Below are 22,437 nucleotides of genomic sequence, written 5' to 3' on the forward strand. Positions count from 1 at the left end.
TTGTGCCTCTCAGTCATGTTGATGCCTGCCCTGCAGATCCATGCCGCAGAAACCCGCTATAGCGTTGATATTGAAGCACCTTCCTCGGTCGATGACCTGCTGAAGCAGCACCTTGAAATCATGCGCTGGCTCAACAGTCCACGCATGAACAACGCCGAGTGGCATCGTTTATTGCAATCCACCCCGCGCAATATTGAAGACCTGCTAGCCACTGAAGGCTATTTTTCTCCTGTTATCCAGCAAAGTATCGACAGCAATTCAGAAGGCAAAGTTGGTGATGCACCAAGCAATACCCAAAATATCCTTCACACCGCCAAGTTCACGGTAGACCCAGGGACAGCGGTCACCATACAAGATATTGATATTCACTTCATCGGCCCTGTGAGCCAACAACCACCGGGCGAGAAACCCGATCCCGCACAACTCAAGGACAACTGGTTGCTCAAGCCTGGCATGCGTTTCAGTCAGGATCGCTGGGCCAGCGCCAAGCGCAACCTGCTGACAGGCCTGATGTTGCAGCGTTATCCCAATGCCAGGATTACTTCAAGCAAGGCCGTTATAGACGCACAAGCCAATAGTGTAAAACTGCAGGTAGAGATAGATAGCGGGGCTCCTTTCCGCTTTGGCCAGGTGGAAGTCAATGGGCTTGAGCGCTATCCCCGCAGTGTGGTGGACAACATAAACCCCATCAAGCCAGGTACGCCTTACAGTCAATCCAGCTTGTTGTTTTTCCAGTCAGAGTTGCAAGCCACAGGATACTTCAGCAACGTGGAAGTGACCTCACGCACCGATGATGCAGACCCGGAAGCGGCCCCCATCGTGGTCAATGTCACGGAGAATCAGGCCATACAGGTGGGCATAGGTGTCGGTGCCAGTACCAACACGGGGGCACGCACACAGCTCACCTATCAGGATCTCAACCTGTTTAACCGCGGCTGGCGCTTTACCAACTCATTCAAGCTGGAGCAAAAAGCCCAGTCGTTAAACTCATTGATCAGGCTTCCCACGGATAAAAACGGTTATCGCGACAGCCTCAATGCAGACCTCAACCGGATTGATGTAGAAGGCCAGACCACCTCTACACTGGGCACTGGCGTCAAACGCTCATGGGGACCGCGTACGTTTGAACAAACCATAGGAGCTGCCTACCTGCTGGAACATGTGGCGGTGGCAGGGAGTGAATCGCAGAACAATTATGCGGCAACGGTTTCCTATGGGCTGACCTTACGCCGGATCGATAGTGAACTCAACCCCACCCGTGGTTATCTATTTAATACGCAGTTCACCAGTGCACCACTCGACGTCATGGCCAATGGCAAGTTCCTGCAAAGCTACGCCAAGGTGCAGGCCTACTATCCCATTACTCGCAGCACACAACTGATTACCCGCCTGGAAGGTGGCATTGTCAGTGGGGCGGATAATGCCCCGGCTACCTACCTGTTCCGCGCGGGTGGTGATCAATCCGTACGTGGCTACGCCTACCAGAGCCTTGGGGTTGCTGATGGCGATGCCGTAGTCGGTGGACGCTACATGGTGACAGGCAGTGTAGAAGTCATCCAGTGGCTGACCGAGCAATGGGGCGCTGCAGCCTTTGTTGACTTTGGTAATGCAGCCAACACGACGCAGGACCTAAAACCAGTATACGGTTATGGGCTAGGCGCCCGGTTCAAGAGCCCTGCAGGGCCTATAGGCGTGGATATTGCGCATGGACAGGAAACCGGCGAATACCGCTTGCATTTCAATCTGGGAGTCACGTTCTGATGCTGCAACGACTCATCCTCGTCTGGCTGCTATGGCTGGCAGTCCCGGCATGGGCGGATATCCAGGTGGATTCCAGCTTGCAGGACCTGAGCTATGACGCAGGCAGCATGCAATTGAACCTGGAACAATTCGATTCCAAGGTGCGCATGCTGCCCACACTGGATGGGCGTGTGCTGGTGGAACGCCTGCACGCACAGCGCCTGGTGATTACCATGAAGCCCAAGCCCGAGGCCTCGTCCACCATACCCGCACTTCCTGCTCCAGGAGAAACCCCTGCCCCGGCAGGCCTGCCGGAGAAAATCAACCTGCCCTTCCCGATCAGGGTAGATCAGGCTGCTATTGACGAGATCATCATTGTCTCAGGCAGTACACGCCATGTATTGCATCATGTCACCCTGAACCTGGAAGCTGATACAAAAAAACTCAACCTGGAGCTGGTGCGTGCGGAAACCCCCTGGGGCGATATCCAGGCCATGTTATCGCTGGTCAACAGCAAACCCTATCCCCTGGCTGGCCATATTCATGTCAAACAGGTGCGCGGCGGCATGCCTTATGAGCTCAATTCAGTACTGTCCGGTGATTTACTGGCACTCAGATTTGACATGAGCAATCTGTTTGCCATGCAGCAAGGCTTGCCTGCCATGGTATCCGTTGATAGCGGCCTCCAGTCGGCGGGTAAACTGGATATCCATGGCGAGCTGGGCTTGGAAGGTGACTTCCCGCTCAAGTTACGCGTGGCATTAAGAGACCTCAATCCCGGACAGCTGGGTCAGTCCACCCAGGCTAATCTGGGTTTTGACCTGGCGCTAGATGGCAAACTCATGCCAGAGCCAGACCTGCGACTTCAATTGAATACCCACAACAGTCGCTGGCGAGGCCAGGCCTTAAATGCGGATGCCAACATTCATCTATTAGGTAATCTATTGAATGAGCTCGTGGTCAAGGCTGATCTGGGCGGCAATACTTTTTCTGCCAATGGGAGCTTGGGAAAGAGCGACAGCAAGCTGGACTGGCAGGCCGACTTTGCCAACCTTGGCGTACTGGGGCCGGCATTTGGTGGCAAAACCAATGCACGCGGCAGCCTGAGTGGCAGTATGGATACACTCTCAGCCCAATTCCAGCTTCTGGCAGAAAACCTGCGTCTACCCGGCAATATCAGTGCTCGTAAGCTGGAAGGCAATGGAACCCTGGACTCGGCCGGGGCAGGCACATTACAAGCCACAATCAATGCGCAGGGATTGCGACTGCAACAAGGCAGCTTCATCGATGGCAAATTAATGCTGAGTGGCAATCGCCAGCAACACCAGATTTCCCTTCAGGCCAACGGCACCGGCCTGGAATTAATCAGCGTGCTGACTGGTGGCTTTGACGCCAATGGCGGCTGGGCGGGACAATTGAAACAGCTGGATTACAAGTCCGATGTGCCCGTCAGCCTTCCGGCCCCTGCTCCTATCAGTTATGACGATGAAAATGGCCTGCTGGTTGAAAATCTGGCGCTACAATTCAAACAGGGCCGTATCACCTTAGAATCCTTGCAAAGCACGGCACAAGGATTAATTACACGAGGAAAAATATCTCAACTGGCCCTGCATGACATTCCCCCCGCCCTGTTCTCATTACCGGGCAACCTCAAGGGTAACCCGGTATTTTCTGGCCATTGGAATATCCGGGCCGAAGATGCCCTGAATGGTGAAATATCACTCTGGCGTGAATCCGGCGACCTTGCAGTCGTAACCGAAGGTCAAGCTGACAAGCCACTCGGCTTGCAAACCGTCAAGCTGGGCCTGACCATGCAAGAAAACCAGCTGCAATTGCAGGCCAGCATCAATGGCAGCCAGTTTGGCCATGTCACGGCTAACGCCAGTACCACCATCAACAAGAACGATACTGGATTTGAACTGGCAAGCAGCGCGCCCTTGCAAGCTGAAATCCACGCCCAGCTTTCCACCTTGGCCTGGCTTCCCGTACCAGAAGTCCAGGCCGATGGACAAATGGACATAGCCATTCAAGCTAGCGGCCAGCTGGGTAATCCAGACCTGCAAGGCTATATCCGCGGCAGCAACCTGGCACTGGGCCTGCCTGCCGAAGGTGTTAGCCTGACCCAGGGCAGACTCAACGCAAAACTCAGTGGAGACAAGCTACAACTCAACGAACTGCGCTTCACCGGTGGAGAAGGCAGCCTCAGTGCCAGTGGCGAGATCAGCCTTAATCAAGGCAAACCTGCTGTAGATATTGCCTGGGTTCTGGACAACTTCACTGCAGCCAAACGCACGGATCGCCTGCTGGTACTTCAAGGCAACGCCAGAACCACCATGAAGGATCATGTGCTTGATGTATCGGGCGATCTGCGCGTGGTTCGTGGCCTGATAGAACTGGCCGGAGAAGGTGCGCCGCAACTGGGTGACGATGTCGTTGTGGTTGGCCTCGAACGCGAGGAGGAAGAGTCACCGCTACAATTCAATATCTCAGGCCTCAAGATCAACCTCGGGGATGAAGTGATCGGCATCATCGACACCAACAAGCAATTCCTCATGCGCGGACGTGGCCTGGACGGCTACCTCACAGGCATACTCACCCTCTCAGGCATGGTACCCAACAGCCTGCGGGCAGAAGGTTCCATCCGCGTGGGTGGCACTTACATGGCGTATGGGCAGATACTAAACATAGAAAAAGGCATCATCAATTTCAGCGGCCCGATTGATAACCCTGGACTCAACATCAGCGCCATGCGTGACAACCAGACCGTGAAAGCCGGTGTGGAAATTACCGGCAATGCGCTGATGCCGACGGTCAAACTGGTCTCCACTCCCAATGTGCCAGATAGCGACAAGCTTTCCTGGCTGGTGCTGGGCCATGGCATGGACCAAGCAGGAAAAAGTGAATTTGCCATGCTCTCACTGGCCGCGGGAGCCTTGTTATCGCAAGGTCAGTCGGTTCCCCTGCAAACCAGAATGGCACGTGCTGCCGGCCTGGATAGCTTCAGCATCGGCGGGAGCGATGTGCAAAGCTCCAGCGTCAACTTTGGCAAACGGCTGTCATCCAAACTTTACCTGAGCTATGAAAAAAGCCTGACTGGCCTGCTGAATGTCGCCAAGCTCACATATGCCATCACCAAACGCTGGTCTGTAGTTTCACAGGCCGGTTCTGAAAGTGCGGTAGATGTGTTATACACATTCAGGTTCAAATAATTGACTGAAAAGGAGCGCAGCATGGCCCATCTCGAGACCAGCAACCCGCGTTTGGCGGTGTTGATCGATGCGGATAATACTTTCAAGATGATTGAAGTGATCAATGCGCTATTTGAAGAAATTTCCAAATTTGGTGATGTCAGCGTGCGCCGCATTTATGGGGACTGGACAGAAACCCGCATGCAGAAATGGAAAGAAATTCTGCCCAAGCACGCCATCCAGCCTATCCAGCAATATGCCAACACCAAGGGCAAGAACTCGACCGATAGCGCGTTGATTATTGATGCCATGGATTTGCTCTATACCGCGCCGCTTGATGGTTTTTGCATTGTCTCCAGCGATAGCGACTTCACCAGGCTGGCCACTCGCCTGCGTGAATCCGGCAAGCAGGTATATGGTTTTGGCGAGCAGAAAACGCCTGAATCCCTGATTGCTGCCTGCAATAAGTTTGTCTATGTAGAAATCCTGGCGCAGGAAAAATCCGGCAGTCATATTGAAGCCGAATCCGCAGCGCCAGTGAAAAACACCACCAAACCGGTGGCAAAACAAAAAACCAAGGCGATCAAAACCGCGCCCCCCGTTGCTGCTTCACTCACACCCGGTATCCGTAAGAACGACGGGGAACTGGCGATGGATACCAAGCTGGTCACACTCATCCGCTCCGCGATTGAAGCGCTCTCCGATGATGATGGCTATGCGCACATCGGTGAAACAAAAAAGCATATTGTGAAAAACTTCCCCGCGTTCGATTCCCGCAATTATGGTTACGCCAAGTTCAGCGACCTGATCAATGCAATCAACCTGTTTGAAGTAGACAAGATCAAGCAACGACTCAAGGATAAAAGAAAGAAATGACCCAGATCCTGGTGCTTTATTACTCTCAAGGTGGCTCTGTCCGCGACATGGCAAAGCTGATTGCTCGCGGCATTGAGTCAGTCGAGGGTGCCACTGCGCGTATCCGTACCGTACCCAAAATCTCAGCCAATCACGAAGCCACTGAGCCGGAGGTACCAAGCACAGGTGCACCTTATGTAGAGCTAGCTGATCTTGAAGAGTGTGCAGGCTTGGCATTGGGCAGCCCCACGCGTTTTGGCAATATGGCGGCCCCCATGAAATACTTCCTGGATGGCACCACCAGCCTCTGGCTCAAGGGGGCGCTCATCAACAAGCCTGCCGCCGTATTCACATCCACCGGCTCCATGCATGGCGGCCAGGAAACTACCTTGCTCACCATGATGCTACCCCTGCTACACCACGGCATGCTGCTGCTCGGTCTGCCGTATTCAGAACCTGCGCTGGCAAGCACCAGTTCAGGTGGCACGCCTTATGGAGCCAGTCATGTGGCAGGCGCCATGGATGACAGGCCTATATCCGAGGACGAGAAAAAACTGTGTATTGCCCTTGGGAAACGTTTGGCACAAACCGCATTGCAACTACATCCAGCGACATGATGCAAACTTTACCGACTTGAGAAATATTTTTATGCCATTGTGGCAACGCTGGCAGCAAAAGCGTATCTCGACTCGGTTATAATAAAAAAATGCGTATCCTACTTTCCAATGACGATGGCTACTTTGCCCCCGGCCTGAATATTCTGGCTGAACATTTGTCAAAAATCGCGGATATCGTTGTTGTTGCGCCTGAGCGTGACCGCAGCGGTGCCAGCAACTCCCTCACCCTAGACCGGCCACTGTCGGTGCACAAAGCCAGCAATGGTTTCTACTACGTTAATGGCACGCCAACGGACTGTGTCCATCTGGCGGTGACAGGCTTGCTTGATCAATTGCCTGACATGATCATCTCGGGCATCAATGACGGTGCCAATATGGGCGATGACACCATATACTCTGGCACGGTAGCCGCCGCCACCGAGGGCTTTCTGCTAGGTATTCCATCTTTTGCCGTATCAATGTCACGCCACGGTGTTCAGCATTTTGAAACTGCCGCCAAGTTCATGGTTGGACTGGTGCAACGTTACGAGAAAGATCGCTTCCCTCCGCCTGTGTTACTTAATATCAATGTACCGGATGTCCCTTATGAAGACCTGCAAGGTACTGAGGTCACCCGCCTTGGCAAGCGCCACAAGGCTGAGCCGGTGATCAAGTCCACCACGCCCCGCGGCCAGACTGTATATTGGATAGGCCCGGCTGGCAGTGCCCAGGATTCGGGTGAAGGCACAGACTTCAATGCCATCAACAATAATCGCATATCGATTACCCCCTTACAGATAGATCTCACGCAGTACGCCCAACGCGAACAGGTCAAGAACTGGCTCGCGCAATAAATGAGTACAGTATTACGCGGCATAGGCATGACCTCACAGCGCACGCGCGAACGTATGCTGTCGCGCTTGAGCGAGCAAGGCATCAAGGATGAGGTGACACTGGCAGCCTTGGGCAGCATCGCACGGCATATCTTTGTCGACGAGGCGCTATCTTCACGCGCCTATGAGGATGTATCACTGCCGATAGGCTTTGGCCAGACCATTTCCCAGCCTTATATCGTGGCGCGCATGACAGAGATTCTGCGTAATGGACGCCCACTGGAAAAAGTACTGGAAATCGGCACCGGCTGCGGCTATCAAACCGCAGTGCTGTCCAAAGTAGCCAAAGAGGTTTACTCGGTTGAGCGCATACGCCCCCTGCTGATGAAAGCCCGCGGTCACCTGCGTGAATTGCGCCTCGCCAATATCAAGCTCAAACATGCAGATGGCACCATGGGTTTGCCAGAAATTGCACCTTTCGACGGCATTATTGTCACAGCTGCTGCACGCCATATACCGGATGAACTATTGGCCCAGTTAGCTGTGGGTGGCCGCATGGTGATTCCGGTAGGCACTGAAGAACAAACGCTGTATCTCATTGAGCATGTCAAAACGGCGGTGGGATCTGAATATAGAAAAACCAAGCTGGAAGCGGTCAAGTTTGTACCGCTGTTGGGTGGAACTAATTAATGCACGTCATCAAGCAAGTTAAAAAATCCTGGCTGATCAGCCTGTTACTCATCGGCTGTAGCACCACGGATCATGCGCCGGTGATAGACCGCGCTCCGGTAGCAAAAAAACCTGCAAGTAGTCAGGCTAAGTCCAGTACGGACAAAGACTGGCGCCCCAATACCCATACAGTCAAAAAAGGCGATACGCTTTACAGCATCGGCCTGGAATATGGTTACGACTATAAAGAAATTGCGCAGGCCAATCACATTGTGCCGCCCGCCTTCACCATTCATATCGGCCAGCAGCTGAAGTTGCCAGCACGGGCAACAGACACTGCAGCTGCAGCAAGCCCAATTCCAGGACAACCCGCTAGCGCGACAGATGGCGATGTCATTATCACGCCATTGAACATGGATGGTGGTGCACCTCCAGCGGTAGCCGCCGGCCAGCCCAACCCGGGGCAAAGTCCCGCACCTGGACAACCACTGCTGGTGGTTGAACCAAAAGCCACGCGCGAACCTTATAGTCTGGCAGCCATGAACGCGCCCGTTGCTTCGCCAAAACCACAGTTAGCTAGTCCTGTGGTGCCTGCACCGTCAGCGGCTACTGGAAACCCGGCTGACACCCAAGCACCAGCCAGCCAGGCTGCTGCCAGCAATACCGAAGACGGCATACAATGGGCCTGGCCAACCAATGGCAAGGTGGTCGGTAATTTCAACGATAGCACCAATGCCAAGGGGCTGGATATTTCAGGCGCGCAGGGACAAGCCGTCAATGCAGCAGCACCCGGCAAGGTCATTTATAGCGGCTCCGATCTGCGCGGCTATGGCAAGCTGGTCATCATCAAGCATAACAGTACCTATCTCTCGGTCTATGCGCATAACAGCAATATCCTGGTCAAAGAAGGTCAGCAGGTCACTCGCGGCCAGAAAATTGCTGAAATGGGCAATACTGATGCAGACAAGGTCAAACTGCATTTCGAGATTCGTCGCCAGGGCAAATCAGTAGACCCGGCCAAATATCTGCCCGGCAGTCCTGGCTGACCTGCACTCACACCCGGACAAGGAGTAGAGATTGAGTAAGCCTAAAGCTAAAGCCAGCGCTGACGACAAACCAGACTCCCTGTCAGCCACCCTGCTCGCCATTGGCCGCCTAGGATTGATGGTGATAGGCATTATCGGCATTGCCGTCGACTTGTTCCGCGACGATGGCTGGCTCAAGCAGGCATTCTCCAAACTGTTCTCCTCCACCACTGGCATGATCGCCATTCCCGTGATTATCCTGCTGGTATACCTGGCCAATCGCTGGTTCACTGCTCCCAGGCGTGGAGAGCTCACCAAGCGTGGCGACATTCCGCTTTACCTCATGATGGGGATAGGGGCATTTTTCCTCTTTAGGCTGATCACGACAGGCAGTTTCTAGGGCCAAGCCCTACCCCTGATTACAGAAGAACGCGACAGGGCTGGGCAATAACAGCAATAAAAAAGGATAACCTCGGTTATCCTTTTTTATTGCTAACAAGCCGCAGACTTACTTGGCAGCCTGGGCGTCCTGCTCAGCATAATATTCATGCACCTGGGTCATGTCATAAGCACGTGCCCATTCAATGATCTTGTCCAGTGCGGGTGCGCCAATCTCGCCCACCTGCGCATGAATACCGGCCTGCTCACGAATCACCAACACTCCCGGAATCTTGCTGACTTCAAAATACTCGCCAATTTCCGGGTCATCCTCGGTATTCACCATCCCAAACACAATGTCAGGATTTTTTTCTGCAGCCGCTTCAAATGCCGGTGTGAATGCGACACAGGGTTCACACCATGGTGCCCAGAAATCAACGATGACAAAAGCATTGTTGACGATGGTGTCCTTGAAGTTAGCTTTGTTGAGTTGCAAGACCGCCATGATTAAATCCCAAAAAATTAGTGGATTTTTTCATTATAGCAGAGCTATATAGACCCACCACTCAAACAATAGGCTTGCCCCAGGCGCTGTCAAAGAACAGCTCACCCAGTTCGCGACGGGTACGTGGTGCCAGCTCACGCTCCTTGATATCCCCTTCAAGCGTAGCTGGATCAGCAGGAGAACCCACGGCAATCAGGGCCTGGATCTGGATCTGCTCTGGTACGCTAAATGCAGCACGCAGCTTGTCGGAATCAAAACCTGCCATCTGGTGTGCTTGCAGGCCAAGTGCAGTTGCCTGCAAGCAGAGGTTTTCTGCTGCAGCACCACTGTCATAGGCTGCAAATGGATTAGGCTTGCCGTTATGGTGGAACTTGGTATCAGCAGCGATCAGGACCAGGAGTGGAGCATCCTTGACCCAGCCCTGGTTGAATTCCACCAGCGTCTCAAATGCTTTTTGCCAGGCAGCTGCATCCTTGTTCTTGTCCCAGACAATGAAGCGCCATGGCTGGTCACCATAGCAGGATGGTGCCCAGCGGGCAGCTTCTAGCAGGGCAATGGTTTGCTCATGGGTAACAGGCTTGCTGGCATCATAGGCACGGCCACTCCAACGCTCGGCAATGGTGGAATCGATAGGCACACTGGTAACTGCTGGTTTTCTTGACATATTGTTATCCTTATAAGGTTGGGTAATCGGTGTAGCCTTTTTCACTACCACCGTAAAATGTTGACTGGTCTGGACTGTTCAATGGCGCATCCTGCTTGAAGCGTTCGACCAGATCAGGATTGGCAATATAGAGCGAGCCGTAGGCGATTGCATCTGCATGGCCGGATGCAATCGCAGCATTCCCCTTAGCTTTGTCATAGGCAAGATTGGCAATGTAGCCGCCATTGAAATGCTTGCGTAGTTCGTTGAAATCAAAGTCCGGGGTGGCGCCATCGCCCATGCCACCTTCTACTGCATGCAGATAGGCCAGCTTGAAGGGACTCAATACATCAGCCACGTAATTGAATAAGCCTTGTGGATCTGAGTCGCTGATATCGTTAAACGGGTTGAGCGGCGAAATACGCACACCCACACGGTCTGCACCGGCAACGTCAACCACAGCCTTTGTTACTTCCAGCAACAGGCGGGCACGATTTTCCTTGCTACCACCATACTGATCAGTACGCTGATTGGTGCTGTCGCGCAGGAACTGGTCTATTAAATATCCGTTGGCTGCATGGATTTCCACTCCATCAAACCCGGCTTCCAGTGCATGCTTGGTAGCTGTGACGTAATCGGCCACAATCCCTGGCAACTCTTCAATTGCCAGCGCGCGTGGCGTGACAAAATCCTGCAGGCCCTGGTAGGTAAATGCCTGGCCTGCAGGCTTGATCGCAGAAGGGGCGACTGGCAATGCATTACCAGGCTGCAGCGATGGATGGGAAATGCGGCCCACATGCCACAGTTGCAGCACAATCTTGCCGCCCTTGGCATGCACCGCGGCGGTAACTTGCTTCCAGCCTTCAACCTGCGCCTTATCGTGAATACCAGGCGTTGCAGGGTAACCATGGGCTGTAGGAGAAATGGGGGTTGCTTCGGTAATGATCAGGCCTGCGGATGCACGCTGGGCATAATATTCAGCATTGATAGGCTGCGGTACATTGCCTTCCCCAGCACGATTACGTGTTAATGGGGCCATGACGATACGGTTTTGCAGTGTAATGCTTCCCAGCTTGCCTGGGCTCAATAAATCCAATGACATTCTCGACTCCTGATTTGAGTAAATGACAAACGCCTCACTTTGCCATCAAGACAGGTGAAGCGTTTTGTACAACGCACGGGATAAAATTACTTCTTTACGCCTTCGATCAATAGCGTGATTTCAATATCATCGCCAACTGGCGCACCAGCCTTTGCTGCCCAGGTATAGCCAAAGTCAGAAGCCTTGATGATGGTTTTAGCTTCAATCCCGGTACGCAGACCACCCCAGGGATCCTTGCCAAAACCCAGCACAGCAAACGGGAAGGTCACTTCCTTGGTCACACCGTTGATAGTGAGCTTGCCAGTAACATTTCCCTGGCTGGCAGTAGTCGCAGCAACCTTGGTGCTGACAAAATGAATCTCACCAAACTTGCCAGCATTCAGGTACTCCTCTTTCTTGATGTGTTCATCGCGCTTTTCGTTGCTGGTGTTCACGCTTAATACATTGATCTTGGCATCCACGCTGGAATTGGCCAGGTTATCCTTATCGATCACCAGCTTGCCAGTCACATCACTAAAGGTACCGGATGTTTTGGCGACCACATGTCGGATAGAGAAATTGGCAAAGCTATGCTTGTTGTCGATCTCGTAATTCTCGGCAGCGGCAAAAGCCATACTGCTCACAGCAAACAGACCAGCGATCATCGTAAGTTTGGCGATTGATTTATTCATTGCACATCCTCTCTGATATTGAAATTGTTTTGATTAAAAGCTTTTTATCTGGCAACGCATCCATCGCCAGGCAATACATACAAATTACCCGTGAATTTTCTTGGTAATCGTCGCAACACGCTCACCCAGGTGTTCTGCGGTCAGCAGGTCACTATTGATGGGCGCCACATCGGCAGCCTGGTCGTTATTGGCCTGCGCCAAAGCACCTAGGAAACCACCAAGCCGATTCAAGTCATTGACTGACCCTGTGCTGCTATTGTTCCCCGGCAGCAAATCATTTCCTACCCAGATCATGCCATGCTGAGCAGCAAAAATGGTCAACTGCACAATGGTATTCAACTTATCACCGCTCTGGCTGGCCGAAGTGGTAAACCCTGCGGCGACTTTATCTTTCCAGCCGCGACCATACCAGATGGAAGAACTGGCATCCATGAACGCCTTGAACTGTGCAGAAGCCGAGCCCATATAAGTAGGGCTGCCAAAAATAATGGCATCTGCCGTATTGAGTGCATCCCAGTTTTTCTGGGCATCTTCAGCGTTCAACAGGACGACTTCCGTCCCTGACACTTTTTCTGCGCCACGTGCCACTGCCTTGGCTTGAGCTTCGGTATGGCCATAACCACTGTGATAAACCACTGCTACCTTGGTCATCATGACCTCCTTAATGTGATGAATGATCTGTTGGCAAGTCGAATAAAAGCAACTCGGCTTCTTCGCCTGCCTGAATATCGACTTGCGGATAACTGTCAATCTTGGCGGCATCACCTGCCTCCAGAGCTTCGCCATTTAACACCACATTGCCGCGCACGATCTGGATATACAGGCTGCGTCCTTCAGTCATGGTGTAAGCAATTTGTTGATTCTGGGTCAGAACTGTTGCATACAAAGCAATGTCCTGATGCACCAGCAACGATCCCTCTCTACCATCCCTGGAGGCAATCAAGCACCAGCGGTTCTGCTTCTCGGCGTTTGAAAACTGCTTTTCCTCATAGCCTGGCGTAATACCATCACGTTCCGGTAGCAGCCATATCTGCAAGAGATGTGCCGACTCAGTGCTGGAGGCATTGAACTCGCTATGCACAATCCCGGTACCCGCGGTCATGCGTTGCACATCACCAGCCTTGATGACGGAGCCATTGCCCAGACTATCGCGATGCTGCAATGCCCCTTTCAGCATATAAGTGACAATTTCCATATCCTGGTGCGAATGCATGCCAAAGCCCATATCCGGCGCAATGATGTCCTCGTTGATCACGCGCAACACCGAATAACCCATATGTTCAGGATCCTGGTAGCCAGAAAATGAGAATGAGTGATAACTATCCAGCCAGCCATGATTGGCATGGCCACGCTCCTGGGACTTTCTCAATGTCAGCATCACAAGCTCCTATTTGGTTAAGGAATTCAATATTCCTGAATGACAGAGGCCATGTTAGATAATAAGGATTAGTATTAATAGCAAATAATTTTGTATATATTGTTCAAAAATTATGAATAAGATTTGTCTTGAATGGAGCGGCTCATGGTCACACTGATCCCTAACCCGGTGCTATCCGGCCCGCAATACTTGAGTGAAGGTCTCAAACTGGTATTCAAGCCAGGATTACGACGCTTTGTGCTATTCCCACTCACGGCAAACTTGCTGCTCTTCATCGGCATGGTTAGCCTGGCCTGGCAGCAATTTGATCAATGGATGCATGCACTAATGCCCATACTCCCCAGTTGGCTAAGTTTTGTCAGTTATATTCTGTGGCCACTGTTCGTCGTGCTCATATTGCTGATGATATTTTTCACGTTCACCATGCTGGCCAATATCATCGCGGCCCCGTTCAATGGGCTGCTCGCAGAAAAAGTAGAAGTGATAGTGCGAGGGCAAGATACTTTCCCACCCTTCAGCTGGAAAGAACTGATCGCGCTAGTACCCCGTACCCTGATTAGGGAAATGCGCAAGCTGGCCTATTTCCTGCCAAGAGCAGTTGGCTTGTTCATACTCTCGCTGATTCCGGTGTTGAACCTGGCAGCCCCACCCTTATGGATACTATTTGGCATATGGATGATGTGCGTACAATATCTGGACTATCCTGCTGACAACCATCAAATAGGCTGGAATGACATGCTGAGCTGGTTACGCAAAAAACGCTGGCAGAGCCTCAGCTTCGGCGGCACGGTCTATCTGGCGCTCATGATTCCTCTGGTCAACATTATCATGATGCCTGCCGCGGTTGCCGGTGCCGCGCTATTCTGGGTGCATGAACGGAATGAAGCATCATGAGCATCAAACTCTCAATTGAAGCCCTGGAAGTGCTTGATGCCATAGACCGCGAAGGCAGCTTCTCCGCAGCAGCAGATAGCCTTTATCGCGTACCCTCGGCCATCACCTATACCATCCGCACCCTGGAAGACAGCCTTGATATCAAGTTGTTTGACCGCAGCGGACATAAAGCCAGGCTGACCGAAGCAGGGAGTGAGCTGCTGCGTGAAGGCCGACACCTGCTCAAGGCTGCTGGCGAGCTGGAATGCCGTGTGCGCAGGGTTGCTACCGGCGTGGAAACCGATATCAGCATTGCCATCAGCGATATTCTGAGCCTGAACCCGATTTACACCATGCTTGAAGAATTTTATGCCCAACAATTTGGTACCCGTGTCCGTCTGTTGCGCGAGGTATATGGTGGCAGCTGGGATGCCCTGATCAACAATCGGGCTGATATTTCCATCGGTGCGCCCGGTGAAGGGCCACCAGGTGGGGGCTATACCACCAGATTGTTAGGGACTGTGGAGTTTGTCTTTGCCGTGGCACCACATCATCCTTTGGCCAAGCTAGCGGAGCCTTTGAAAAACGCCGATATACAACAGTACCGTTCTATCTCCGCGGCCGATAGTTCGCGCAGCCTGCCGCCCAAAACCTCAGGCATTCTGGATGGGCAGGATGTACTCTCGGTACCTGACATCCCGAGCAAGATGATGGCGCAGATCAAGGGGCTGGGCGTCGGATACTTGCCAAGAACCGTTGCCGAACAACAGCTTGCCCAGGGCAAGTTATTGATACGTGAAGTTGCTGAACCCAAGGCAGCTGTCGTTGCCTATGTCGCCTGGCGTAGCGATGGCGGCAAGGCCCAGCAATGGATTTTAAAGAAACTGGAAAAACTGTCGCTAGAAGAACTGCTGGTTTGACATAAAAATTAGGTACACTGGCGCAAGCAATAAACAAGCGGTCGTTGAACGAGTTTCAGGGGAACGACAATACGCTTTCAACCCCATAACAATAATGCAGTACAAGACACAAGGAATGTCTCACTCATGGCACAAAACCACTTTCCCAGGGAATTCAATGTCATCAACCGTTACACCATACGCTCCATGCTATGGCTGAATGGTTTTGCCCACATCACCATCGGCCTGGCACTTGCCATCTCCGTATTGATGTTTGCCTGGCTGTTCTTCCTGGATGTCAGGATCGCATTTTCCTCTCACAACCTCGTCCACGGGTTCCTCAATGCCCTGGGCACCCTGATGCTGCTTTGGTCAATCTCAGCACTGATTTCCGCGGAAATCCGTTACCTCATGGGTGCCAAGCTGGAAGTGGAAACCTTTATTGAAGTTGCCATGGTGCTGGTGTTACGCAAGCTGATCATTATGCCGGTGCAGGAGATTTCTCCAGACCCTAAGGATGTACTTCTGTGGGTAGGGGCTGGCCTGATGCTGGGCATCACTTTTGTACTGGTGCGCTGGGGCCAGAAGCAACGTGTAGACTGAGCAAACTGCCCATGCAGAGCAAGATAGATCAAATTATCAGCCATACCAGCCACATCATCCTGGGCAAAGAGCCGCAGATCCGGCTCGCATTGGCATGTATCCTGGCCCGAGGTCATCTGCTAATAGAAGACCTTCCAGGCATGGGCAAGACCACGCTGTCCTATACCCTGGCCCAGGTGCTGGGCCTGCAGTTCAACCGGGTACAATTTACCAGCGATTTATTACCAGGCGACATTCTGGGTGTCTCGGTCTATGATCGCAACGAGGCCTGCTTCAAGTTCCATCCCGGCCCGGTTTTCACCAATGTGTTGCTGGCCGATGAGGTCAACCGCGCCACGCCCAAGACGCAAAGCGCCTTGCTGGAAGTGATGGAAGAAGGCCAGGTTACGCTCGAAGGCGATACGCGGCAACTTCCCAAGCCATTTTTTGTGATCGCCACACAAAATCCCGGGCATCATATCGGCACTTTCCCGTTGCCAGAATCCCAACTGGATCGCTTCCTTATGTGTATCAACCTGGGCTACCCTGATGCGCAGGCTGAGCGCGCACTACTACAGAGCAACGGTGGGCGCCATGGCATTCATAGCCCCGAAGCTTGTATAGATGGCACTGGTTTGCTGGCACTCCAGCAGGCTGTAGGTCATATCCATATTTCTGATGCCCTGCTCGATTATTTGCAGGCATTACTCACTTACAGCCGACACTCCAACCACTTTGTAGCCGGGTTATCTCCCCGCGCTGGGCTCGCCCTCAAGCAATGCGCACAAGCCTGGGCATTGATGCATGGACGGGACTTTGCCATCCCGGAGGATATACAGGCGGTATTACCTGGAGTCGCGGGCCACCGCCTGCAAACCATCTCGGGCAGCAGTATTGAAGATGCAGCCCACCATTTGCTGAATGCCGTCGCCATCCCCTAAATCCATGTCCGCCATCATAGCGAACTGGAAAGCAAAGTTACGCCTGGATCGGCATTTCACCATTCCCCTGCTTCTGACACGGCGTCATCTTTATATTCTACCCAGTCGCGCAGGCTGGGGATTTGCCATTGTGCTGCTCGGCATGCTCACAGGCTCGATCAATTACACCCTGAGTCTGGGATTTATCCTGACATTCATGCTGGCAGGCATGGGGCTGATCGCCATGCTGCATACATGGCGCAACATGGCATGGCTGCAGATTGACATGCCTGCACCGGATGCAATCTTTGCCGGGCAGGATGCCACTTTCAACCTGGTACTTACCGACACCCGGCAGCGTGAGCGTTATGCCATTGCCGCCAATCTTCACGGTGCCGAAGCGGTGTACGGTGATATCCCGGCGAATGACAAAGTCACACTAGCACTGAGCTTGCGTGCACAAAAACGCGGCTGGCTGGTTCCTGGAGTAGTGAAGCTGCACACTGGATTTCCACTCGGCCTGTTCCATGTGTGGAGCCCACTTGCCACATCCTCCCGTTGCCTAGTGTATCCAAAACCCGCGGACAATGACCTGCCTATTCCACTCAATACCGATCATGGTAGTGGTAGCAAGACAGATCAAGGAAATGGTGACGACGACTTTGCCGGCCTGCGCATGTATCAGCTGGGTGACTCGCCCAAGCGCATAGACTGGAAAGCTTCATCCCGTGAACAAGGCATGTTCACCAAGCAATTCCAGGCCGAATCCCAAGTACTGTTATGGCTGGACTTGCAAACCACGCCCGGCGCAGATCTGGAGCAACGCCTGAGCCAGCTGACGCGCTGGATCATGACGGCCCATATCGAACGTCATCGTTATGGCTTGCGCCTGCCGGAGCAGGTATTTCCCCCAGACAACTCCGAAGCGCATTATCACCAATGCCTGCAAGCACTTGCGCTGATAGGTGGGCAATGAGCCGCGCCATCAATCCCGGCATGGCCGATTTGCGCTGGCTTTTGCTCTCAATGTGCCTGGCCATGGCCTTGCATATCGACCACTTTCCGGTTTGGGTAAGCGCCCTGATCGCGCTCTTCATGGGCTGGCGCTACCTGCTGGAGAGAAATCACTGGGCCATGCCCAAACTCTGGATCCTGGTACCCATCACCTTGTTCGGCGTAGTCGGTATTCTAGTCACCTATCGCAGCCTGTTTGGCCGTGATGCCAGTGTCGCCATGCTGGCACTGATGCTGGCGCTCAAACTGATGGAATCCTCCACTCGGCGGGATTATGTCATTCTGGGTTTTGCCGGCTATTTCATGACCATTACCGCATTTCTCTTCAATCAGTCATTGCTGGTCGGGGCGTATCTGCTATTGCCCTTAGCCGGGTTCACTGCCACCTTGGTCGGCATCAGTTACCCGCATGGCACCCTGTCTCAACGCTTGCGTACGCGCATCGCGGGTAGCCTGTTATTGCAGAGCATACCCATCATGCTCATCCTCTTTCTCTTGTTTCCACGTATTCCCGGCCCGCTCTGGGGCGTACCTCAAGATGCCTATCGCAGCATGAGCGGCCTCTCAGATAATATGGAACCAGGCAATATCAGCGATCTCAGTCTGTCAGCCGCCATCGCCTTCCGCGTACAGTTCAAAGGAGAAATCCCAGCTCCACAACAGCTCTACTGGCGTGGGCCGGTGCTATGGCATTTTGACGGCCGCGGCTGGCATATGGACAATAACCGGACGCGCTTTGCAGCTGAAAACCTATTGGTTTCTGGCGATACGGTTGATTACACAGTCACGCTGGAACCGCATAATCGCCAGTGGCTGCTCATGTTGGATATCCCTCAAGGCTTACCGGCAGAGGCTTATCGCAGTCGTGAATGGCAAGTATTGACGCGCAACCCAGTGCGCACCCGCATCCGCTATGAAGGCAGCTCCCATACCAGTTACCAGCTTGCACTCGATCTGGATGATAGAGCCAGGCAACTAGCGCTGGCCCTTCCCGCCAGTGGCAACCCGCGTAGCCGTGAGCTCGCCCAGCAGTGGCATGATCAGCTGCGAGAACCCCAGCAGATCGTCAATGCCGCGCTGGAACTATTCCGCCAGCAACCCTTTATCTACACACTGGCACCACCACGACTTGGCAGGGATTCTATCGATGATTTCCTCTTCAATACCAAGCGCGGGTTCTGTGAACATTATGCCAGCAGCTTTACCTATCTCATGCGTGCCGCCGGTGTGCCCGCCCGAGTAGTCACGGGCTATCAGGGTGGAGAAGTCAATCCGGTCGGACAATACCTGATCGTACGTCAATCCGATGCACATGCCTGGGCAGAGGTGTGGCTACCCAAACGCGGCTGGGTCAGAGTTGATCCCACCGCTGCCGTCTCTCCCAGCCGGGTAGAAACGGGCATCAGTACTGCCTTGCCCGACAACACATTGCTCCCGCTCATGGCCAGGCCAGATTATCCCTGGCTACGTAACCTCTACCTGAACTGGGATGCCGTCAATAACGGCTGGAACCAATGGGTATTGGGCTATAACCAGCAACGCCAGCTGGAACTGCTATCCAGGCTATCCGGCACCCAGGTCAACTGGCAGGATCTGGTGCTGTGGCTGATGGGCAGCCTGGCCACATTTATCTTGCTGCTATGCTTGTTCCTGTTCCGCCGCGTTCGACAATCCCTGGATCCAGTACAGGTCATATATCGCCGCTACCTGCGTAAATTAGCGCGGCATGGCATCCGCGTCATGCCGCATGAAGGTGCACAGGACGTACAACATCGTGCCAGCCAACAGTTTCCGCAACATGCTGTGGCCATTGCCAGAATTACCGATCTTTATCAGTCTTTGCGTTACGGAGCTGATGCAGAGGGCAAAACCATGGCAGAATTACGGACATCCATCAACAAACTCAAACTGTGATGCCCGCTTCACTTGCCCCCACCCCAGACTCACCGGAAATGACAGACCAGGACTTCATGCAGGCCGCCCTGGCATTGGCAGCAGAGGCTGCACGGGCAGGAGAAGTGCCGGTAGGTGCCGTGGTCGTCAAGGATGGCATCATCATAGGCCGTGGCAGCAATGCCCCCATTGCCCATCATGACCCCAGTGCGCACGCAGAAATCCGCGCTTTACGCGATGCGGCTCAGGCCATAGGCAACTATCGCCTGGTAGGCTGTACGCTCTATGTCACACTGGAACCTTGCGCCATGTGCGCGGGGGCTATTCAGCATGCACGTATAGAAAGACTGGTATTTGGTGCCAGAGACTATAAAACCGGTGCCTGTGGCAGCGTCATCAACCTTATGGCAGAAGATAAGCTTAATCACCACACCACAGTAGAAAGCGGCTTGATGGAGCAGGAATGTGGCGCCACCTTGACCCGGTTTTTCTCAGAGCGCAGACAGTTGCTCAAGCAAGCCAAGCAGGACAATCAACCATAAAATGGACACGAATGTGTCTTGCTCGTTCACCTAGAGGAGATAAGCATGATTCCTGTTGAGTACATCGTGATTTACTTCGTATCACTTGGACTTTGCCTGCTTTCCACCATCTACAAAACGGCCTGTTTCAAGTCCATGCTGTGCAGGCAAATTCTGGGCAGTGTATTTTGGAGCCTGATTCCCGTGATGAATACCTTCAAGGCTTTATTATGGCTACTCTCACTGCTGGTGACAGGCCTGGACAAGCTCAAGACCCGCTAGCTGAATTTGATCGCCTGCTACCTATTGGTGGCTGGCGGTTTCCCCTGCTTTAATTGATCAGCCAGCGCCTTGGAGGCATCGCGCCGCTGCTTGGTATATTGCAGGATGTTTTCCAGCTTGGCTGCTGAAGGAAGAGCAGGATCGTAAGGCAGTTGTGACAGTTGCTCATAACGCTCTTCATACCGATCGGTAATGGCGTCTTCCACCTGTTGCCCCAGCTCAAAATAGGTCACACTCCCCTGCTTGCTTTCATGCATGATGCTCAGCCAGGAGCGGTTGATGGCCTGATCCTCACGGACAAAATCATCGATTTCCTTGCGCAATATCAACTCGTCACCCCAGCGATAAGTAGGTGTCGGAATCCTGGTGATCATCACCGTCACCGCTGCCAGTAACAATATGCCGCCCAGCACCCTGACCATCAGCGACACTTGCTCGCCAACGTGTAAGCCCCGCATCAACAGCATGCCGGACAATATGCCTGCGACAAACCCACCGATATGCGCGGAATTGTCTATCGCCGGGATCATGAATCCCAGGGCAATGGTCGCAATGGCAAATACACAGGCACCACCGAACAACCAGCGGAACTCATGATTGTCCAGTTGTTTACGCTCTTGCCAGAGAAAGACTATCAGCGCGCCATAAATACCAAAGATAGCACCAGAAGCCCCACCCGATACCGCATGATTACCCTGCCACACCAGTGACAACAAATTGCCTGCCAGCCCGCTGATCAGATAAATCGCCAAATAGCGGGCATGTCCATACATGCGCTCGACCAACTGACCACCATCCCAGAATGCCACCATATTCAGCGCCAGATGCACAGCACCAAAATGCAGGAACAACGCGGTTGCCAACCGCCACCACTCACCATCCTGAGTAGCCGGGCCAAAGTTGGCGCCCCATGCCAGCTGCACGTTATTAGGCGAATGCCAGAAACCGGCACCGTTGAACAGCATCAACACAAACACCAGCAGGTTCGCAGCAATCAATAGTTTGGTCACAGGGACGCCTGGCGTACGCTGCTTGATAGCAGCACCCAGGGAAGGCCAATTTGAGGTGACGTCAGACATAGGAGCTTGGAGAATCCTGCACAATCAATCAGTTGAAATAATGCGCTGAAACAAAAAACCCGTCACGAGGACGGGTTGTGTGACATCAGTCAGCGTTTAATCACGCTCACCCATGAGTGACATCAGCAATTGCAGCAGATTCACAAACAGGTTGTAGATGTTGATATACAGGGACAATGTCGCCATCACATAGTTGGTTTCACCACCACGTACGATACGGTTCACATCAAACAGAATGAAGCCAGAGAACAGCAGGACAGCAACACCGGAAATCGCCAATGACAGTGCGGGAATCTGGAAGAACATATTCGCGAGTGATGCCACGATCAACAGGATCAAGCCCACCAGCAGGAAGTTGCCCATGAAGCTGAAATCCTTCTTGGTGGTCGCACCAATAGTGGCCAGCGTCATGAAAATCAGACCAGTACCACCTGCAGCCAGGCCAACCAGTTGTCCGCCATTACGCAGATTAAGCGCTACTTGCAGAATAGGCCCTAACATCACCCCCATAAAGAAAGTCAGGCCCAGCAACAGCACCACGCCAAACGCATTGTTACGGTTGGCAGAAATGGCAAAGAACAAGCCAAACATGACTGCCAGCATAATGACAGTCGACAGGATGGGGCTAGATGCCATCCAGGTAAAATTCATGGACATGCCGACCAATGCGCCAATGACGGTAGGGATCATGGTCAGACCCAGCATCATGTAGGTATTACGCAATACCTTGTGCGCGCCAGCTGGCAACGTTTGTGTATTTGCGACTTGATAGTTCGTTTGCATGTGTTTAC

24 protein-coding genes are annotated in these 22,437 nt (G+C 53.0%); 16 read left to right on the forward strand and 8 right to left on the reverse strand.

Features of this window, described 5'->3' with window-relative positions:
* The first annotated feature begins 15 nt into the window (after window positions 1–15).
* The 8 genes from LG201_RS05565 (at window position 16) to LG201_RS05600 (ending at window position 9,306) form a co-directional block, all read left to right on the forward strand.
* On the forward strand, window positions 16–1,761 hold the full coding sequence (locus tag LG201_RS05565) for an autotransporter assembly complex protein TamA (RefSeq protein WP_226771170.1): 1,746 nt from the start codon (window positions 16–18) through the stop codon (window positions 1,759–1,761).
* Window positions 1,761–4,949 (forward strand): translocation/assembly module TamB domain-containing protein, encoded by a 3,189-nt coding sequence (locus tag LG201_RS05570; RefSeq protein WP_226771171.1) that lies wholly within the window; start codon window positions 1,761–1,763, stop codon window positions 4,947–4,949. Before LG201_RS05565 ends, LG201_RS05570 begins: the two co-directional genes overlap by 1 nt.
* Window positions 4,950–4,970: 21 nt before the next feature.
* Window positions 4,971–5,804 (forward strand): NYN domain-containing protein, encoded by an 834-nt coding sequence (locus LG201_RS05575; protein WP_226771172.1) that lies wholly within the window; start codon window positions 4,971–4,973, stop codon window positions 5,802–5,804.
* Window positions 5,801–6,400 (forward strand): NAD(P)H:quinone oxidoreductase, encoded by a 600-nt coding sequence (wrbA, locus tag LG201_RS05580; protein ID WP_226771173.1) that lies wholly within the window; start codon window positions 5,801–5,803, stop codon window positions 6,398–6,400. The genes LG201_RS05575 and wrbA overlap by 4 nt, the downstream gene beginning before the upstream one ends.
* An 89-nt stretch (window positions 6,401–6,489) precedes the next feature.
* Window positions 6,490–7,233 (forward strand): 5'/3'-nucleotidase SurE, encoded by a 744-nt coding sequence (gene surE, locus LG201_RS05585; protein ID WP_226771174.1) that lies wholly within the window; start codon window positions 6,490–6,492, stop codon window positions 7,231–7,233.
* A complete protein-coding gene (locus LG201_RS05590) occupies window positions 7,234–7,902 on the forward strand; it encodes a protein-L-isoaspartate(D-aspartate) O-methyltransferase (protein WP_226771175.1) in 669 nt (222 codons plus the stop codon).
* Complete coding sequence (locus LG201_RS05595; protein ID WP_226771176.1) at window positions 7,902–8,927, forward strand: peptidoglycan DD-metalloendopeptidase family protein; 1,026 nt, start codon at window positions 7,902–7,904, stop codon at window positions 8,925–8,927. Before LG201_RS05590 ends, LG201_RS05595 begins: the two co-directional genes overlap by 1 nt.
* 31 nt (window positions 8,928–8,958) lie before the next feature.
* Window positions 8,959–9,306 (forward strand): hypothetical protein, encoded by a 348-nt coding sequence (locus LG201_RS05600; protein WP_226771177.1) that lies wholly within the window; start codon window positions 8,959–8,961, stop codon window positions 9,304–9,306.
* A gap of 108 nt (window positions 9,307–9,414) precedes the next feature.
* Here LG201_RS05600 and LG201_RS05605 read toward each other — a convergent pair whose 3' ends face one another.
* From LG201_RS05605 to LG201_RS05630, 6 genes are all read right to left on the reverse strand, one after another.
* Entirely contained in the window at window positions 9,415–9,789 is a 375-nt protein-coding gene (locus LG201_RS05605) for a thioredoxin family protein (RefSeq protein ID WP_226771178.1), read from the reverse strand.
* A 61-nt stretch (window positions 9,790–9,850) separates the two neighbouring features.
* A complete protein-coding gene (locus LG201_RS05610) occupies window positions 9,851–10,453 on the reverse strand; it encodes a nitroreductase family protein (protein ID WP_226771179.1) in 603 nt (200 codons plus the stop codon).
* Window positions 10,454–10,463: 10 nt separating this feature from the next.
* The gene (locus LG201_RS05615) at window positions 10,464–11,534 is read right to left on the reverse strand and encodes an alkene reductase (protein ID WP_226771180.1); all 1,071 of its coding nucleotides are present in this window, start codon (window positions 11,532–11,534) and stop codon (window positions 10,464–10,466) included.
* Between the two features lie 86 nt (window positions 11,535–11,620).
* Window positions 11,621–12,205: a YceI family protein gene (locus tag LG201_RS05620; protein WP_226771181.1), complete on the reverse strand. Its 585-nt coding sequence runs from the start codon at window positions 12,203–12,205 to the stop codon at window positions 11,621–11,623.
* 84 nt (window positions 12,206–12,289) lie between these two features.
* Window positions 12,290–12,856, reverse strand: coding sequence for a flavodoxin family protein (locus LG201_RS05625; protein ID WP_226771929.1), 567 nt, complete (start codon window positions 12,854–12,856; stop codon window positions 12,290–12,292).
* A gap of 10 nt (window positions 12,857–12,866) precedes the next feature.
* Entirely contained in the window at window positions 12,867–13,583 is a 717-nt protein-coding gene (locus LG201_RS05630; RefSeq protein WP_226771182.1) for a pirin family protein, read from the reverse strand.
* Window positions 13,584–13,727: 144 nt separating this feature from the next.
* Between LG201_RS05630 and cysZ the strand changes: the two genes are divergently transcribed.
* The 8 genes from cysZ (at window position 13,728) to LG201_RS05670 (ending at window position 20,567) form a co-directional block, all read left to right on the forward strand.
* Entirely contained in the window at window positions 13,728–14,477 is a 750-nt protein-coding gene (cysZ, locus tag LG201_RS05635; protein ID WP_226771183.1) for a sulfate transporter CysZ, read from the forward strand.
* A complete protein-coding gene (locus tag LG201_RS05640) occupies window positions 14,474–15,376 on the forward strand; it encodes a LysR family transcriptional regulator (RefSeq protein ID WP_226771184.1) in 903 nt (300 codons plus the stop codon). Before cysZ ends, LG201_RS05640 begins: the two co-directional genes overlap by 4 nt.
* 126 nt (window positions 15,377–15,502) lie before the next feature.
* Window positions 15,503–15,958 carry a phosphate-starvation-inducible PsiE family protein gene (locus LG201_RS05645; RefSeq protein ID WP_226771185.1) on the forward strand — a complete coding sequence of 152 codons (456 nt, stop codon included), beginning with the start codon at window positions 15,503–15,505 and terminating at the stop codon, window positions 15,956–15,958.
* An 11-nt stretch (window positions 15,959–15,969) separates the two neighbouring features.
* The gene (locus LG201_RS05650) at window positions 15,970–16,878 is read left to right on the forward strand and encodes an AAA family ATPase (RefSeq protein WP_226771186.1); all 909 of its coding nucleotides are present in this window, start codon (window positions 15,970–15,972) and stop codon (window positions 16,876–16,878) included.
* 4 nt (window positions 16,879–16,882) lie between these two features.
* A complete protein-coding gene (locus tag LG201_RS05655) occupies window positions 16,883–17,833 on the forward strand; it encodes a DUF58 domain-containing protein (protein WP_226771187.1) in 951 nt (316 codons plus the stop codon).
* On the forward strand, window positions 17,830–19,785 hold the full coding sequence (locus LG201_RS05660; RefSeq protein ID WP_226771188.1) for a transglutaminase TgpA family protein: 1,956 nt from the start codon (window positions 17,830–17,832) through the stop codon (window positions 19,783–19,785). The genes LG201_RS05655 and LG201_RS05660 overlap by 4 nt, the downstream gene beginning before the upstream one ends.
* Window positions 19,785–20,306: a tRNA adenosine(34) deaminase TadA gene (gene tadA, locus LG201_RS05665; RefSeq protein ID WP_404809712.1), complete on the forward strand. Its 522-nt coding sequence runs from the start codon at window positions 19,785–19,787 to the stop codon at window positions 20,304–20,306. Before LG201_RS05660 ends, tadA begins: the two co-directional genes overlap by 1 nt.
* Before the next feature lie 45 nt (window positions 20,307–20,351).
* A complete protein-coding gene (locus LG201_RS05670; RefSeq protein WP_226771189.1) occupies window positions 20,352–20,567 on the forward strand; it encodes a hypothetical protein in 216 nt (71 codons plus the stop codon).
* A gap of 17 nt (window positions 20,568–20,584) precedes the next feature.
* Here LG201_RS05670 and LG201_RS05675 read toward each other — a convergent pair whose 3' ends face one another.
* Window positions 20,585–21,646 (reverse strand): rhomboid family intramembrane serine protease, encoded by a 1,062-nt coding sequence (locus LG201_RS05675; RefSeq protein WP_226771190.1) that lies wholly within the window; start codon window positions 21,644–21,646, stop codon window positions 20,585–20,587.
* 96 nt (window positions 21,647–21,742) lie between these two features.
* Complete coding sequence (locus LG201_RS05680; RefSeq protein WP_226771191.1) at window positions 21,743–22,429, reverse strand: Bax inhibitor-1/YccA family protein; 687 nt, start codon at window positions 22,427–22,429, stop codon at window positions 21,743–21,745.
* Between the last annotated feature and the right edge of the window lie 8 nt (window positions 22,430–22,437).

The organism is Methylobacillus gramineus, assembly GCF_020532675.1.
Taxonomy (GTDB): Bacteria; Pseudomonadota; Gammaproteobacteria; order Burkholderiales; family Methylophilaceae; genus Methylobacillus; species Methylobacillus gramineus.

Coding starts and splice junctions, on each gene's coding strand:
- LG201_RS05565 (WP_226771170.1), top strand. CDS start 16: ATGTTGATGCCTGCCCTGCAGATCCATGCCGCAGAAACCCGCTATAGC.
- LG201_RS05570 (WP_226771171.1), top strand. CDS start 1,761: ATGCTGCAACGACTCATCCTCGTCTGGCTGCTATGGCTGGCAGTCCCG.
- LG201_RS05575 (WP_226771172.1), top strand. CDS start 4,971: ATGGCCCATCTCGAGACCAGCAACCCGCGTTTGGCGGTGTTGATCGAT.
- wrbA (WP_226771173.1), top strand. CDS start 5,801: ATGACCCAGATCCTGGTGCTTTATTACTCTCAAGGTGGCTCTGTCCGC.
- surE (WP_226771174.1), top strand. CDS start 6,490: ATGCGTATCCTACTTTCCAATGACGATGGCTACTTTGCCCCCGGCCTG.
- LG201_RS05590 (WP_226771175.1), top strand. CDS start 7,234: ATGAGTACAGTATTACGCGGCATAGGCATGACCTCACAGCGCACGCGC.
- LG201_RS05595 (WP_226771176.1), top strand. CDS start 7,902: ATGCACGTCATCAAGCAAGTTAAAAAATCCTGGCTGATCAGCCTGTTA.
- LG201_RS05605 (WP_226771178.1), bottom strand. CDS start 9,789: ATGGCGGTCTTGCAACTCAACAAAGCTAACTTCAAGGACACCATCGTC.
- LG201_RS05610 (WP_226771179.1), bottom strand. CDS start 10,453: ATGTCAAGAAAACCAGCAGTTACCAGTGTGCCTATCGATTCCACCATT.
- LG201_RS05615 (WP_226771180.1), bottom strand. CDS start 11,534: ATGTCATTGGATTTATTGAGCCCAGGCAAGCTGGGAAGCATTACACTG.
- LG201_RS05620 (WP_226771181.1), bottom strand. CDS start 12,205: ATGAATAAATCAATCGCCAAACTTACGATGATCGCTGGTCTGTTTGCT.
- LG201_RS05625 (WP_226771929.1), bottom strand. CDS start 12,856: ATGACCAAGGTAGCAGTGGTTTATCACAGTGGTTATGGCCATACCGAA.
- LG201_RS05630 (WP_226771182.1), bottom strand. CDS start 13,583: ATGCTGACATTGAGAAAGTCCCAGGAGCGTGGCCATGCCAATCATGGC.
- cysZ (WP_226771183.1), top strand. CDS start 13,728: ATGGTCACACTGATCCCTAACCCGGTGCTATCCGGCCCGCAATACTTG.
- LG201_RS05640 (WP_226771184.1), top strand. CDS start 14,474: ATGAGCATCAAACTCTCAATTGAAGCCCTGGAAGTGCTTGATGCCATA.
- LG201_RS05645 (WP_226771185.1), top strand. CDS start 15,503: ATGGCACAAAACCACTTTCCCAGGGAATTCAATGTCATCAACCGTTAC.
- LG201_RS05650 (WP_226771186.1), top strand. CDS start 15,970: ATGCAGAGCAAGATAGATCAAATTATCAGCCATACCAGCCACATCATC.
- LG201_RS05655 (WP_226771187.1), top strand. CDS start 16,883: ATGTCCGCCATCATAGCGAACTGGAAAGCAAAGTTACGCCTGGATCGG.
- LG201_RS05660 (WP_226771188.1), top strand. CDS start 17,830: ATGAGCCGCGCCATCAATCCCGGCATGGCCGATTTGCGCTGGCTTTTG.
- tadA (WP_404809712.1), top strand. CDS start 19,785: ATGCCCGCTTCACTTGCCCCCACCCCAGACTCACCGGAAATGACAGAC.
- LG201_RS05670 (WP_226771189.1), top strand. CDS start 20,352: ATGATTCCTGTTGAGTACATCGTGATTTACTTCGTATCACTTGGACTT.
- LG201_RS05675 (WP_226771190.1), bottom strand. CDS start 21,646: ATGTCTGACGTCACCTCAAATTGGCCTTCCCTGGGTGCTGCTATCAAG.
- LG201_RS05680 (WP_226771191.1), bottom strand. CDS start 22,429: ATGCAAACGAACTATCAAGTCGCAAATACACAAACGTTGCCAGCTGGC.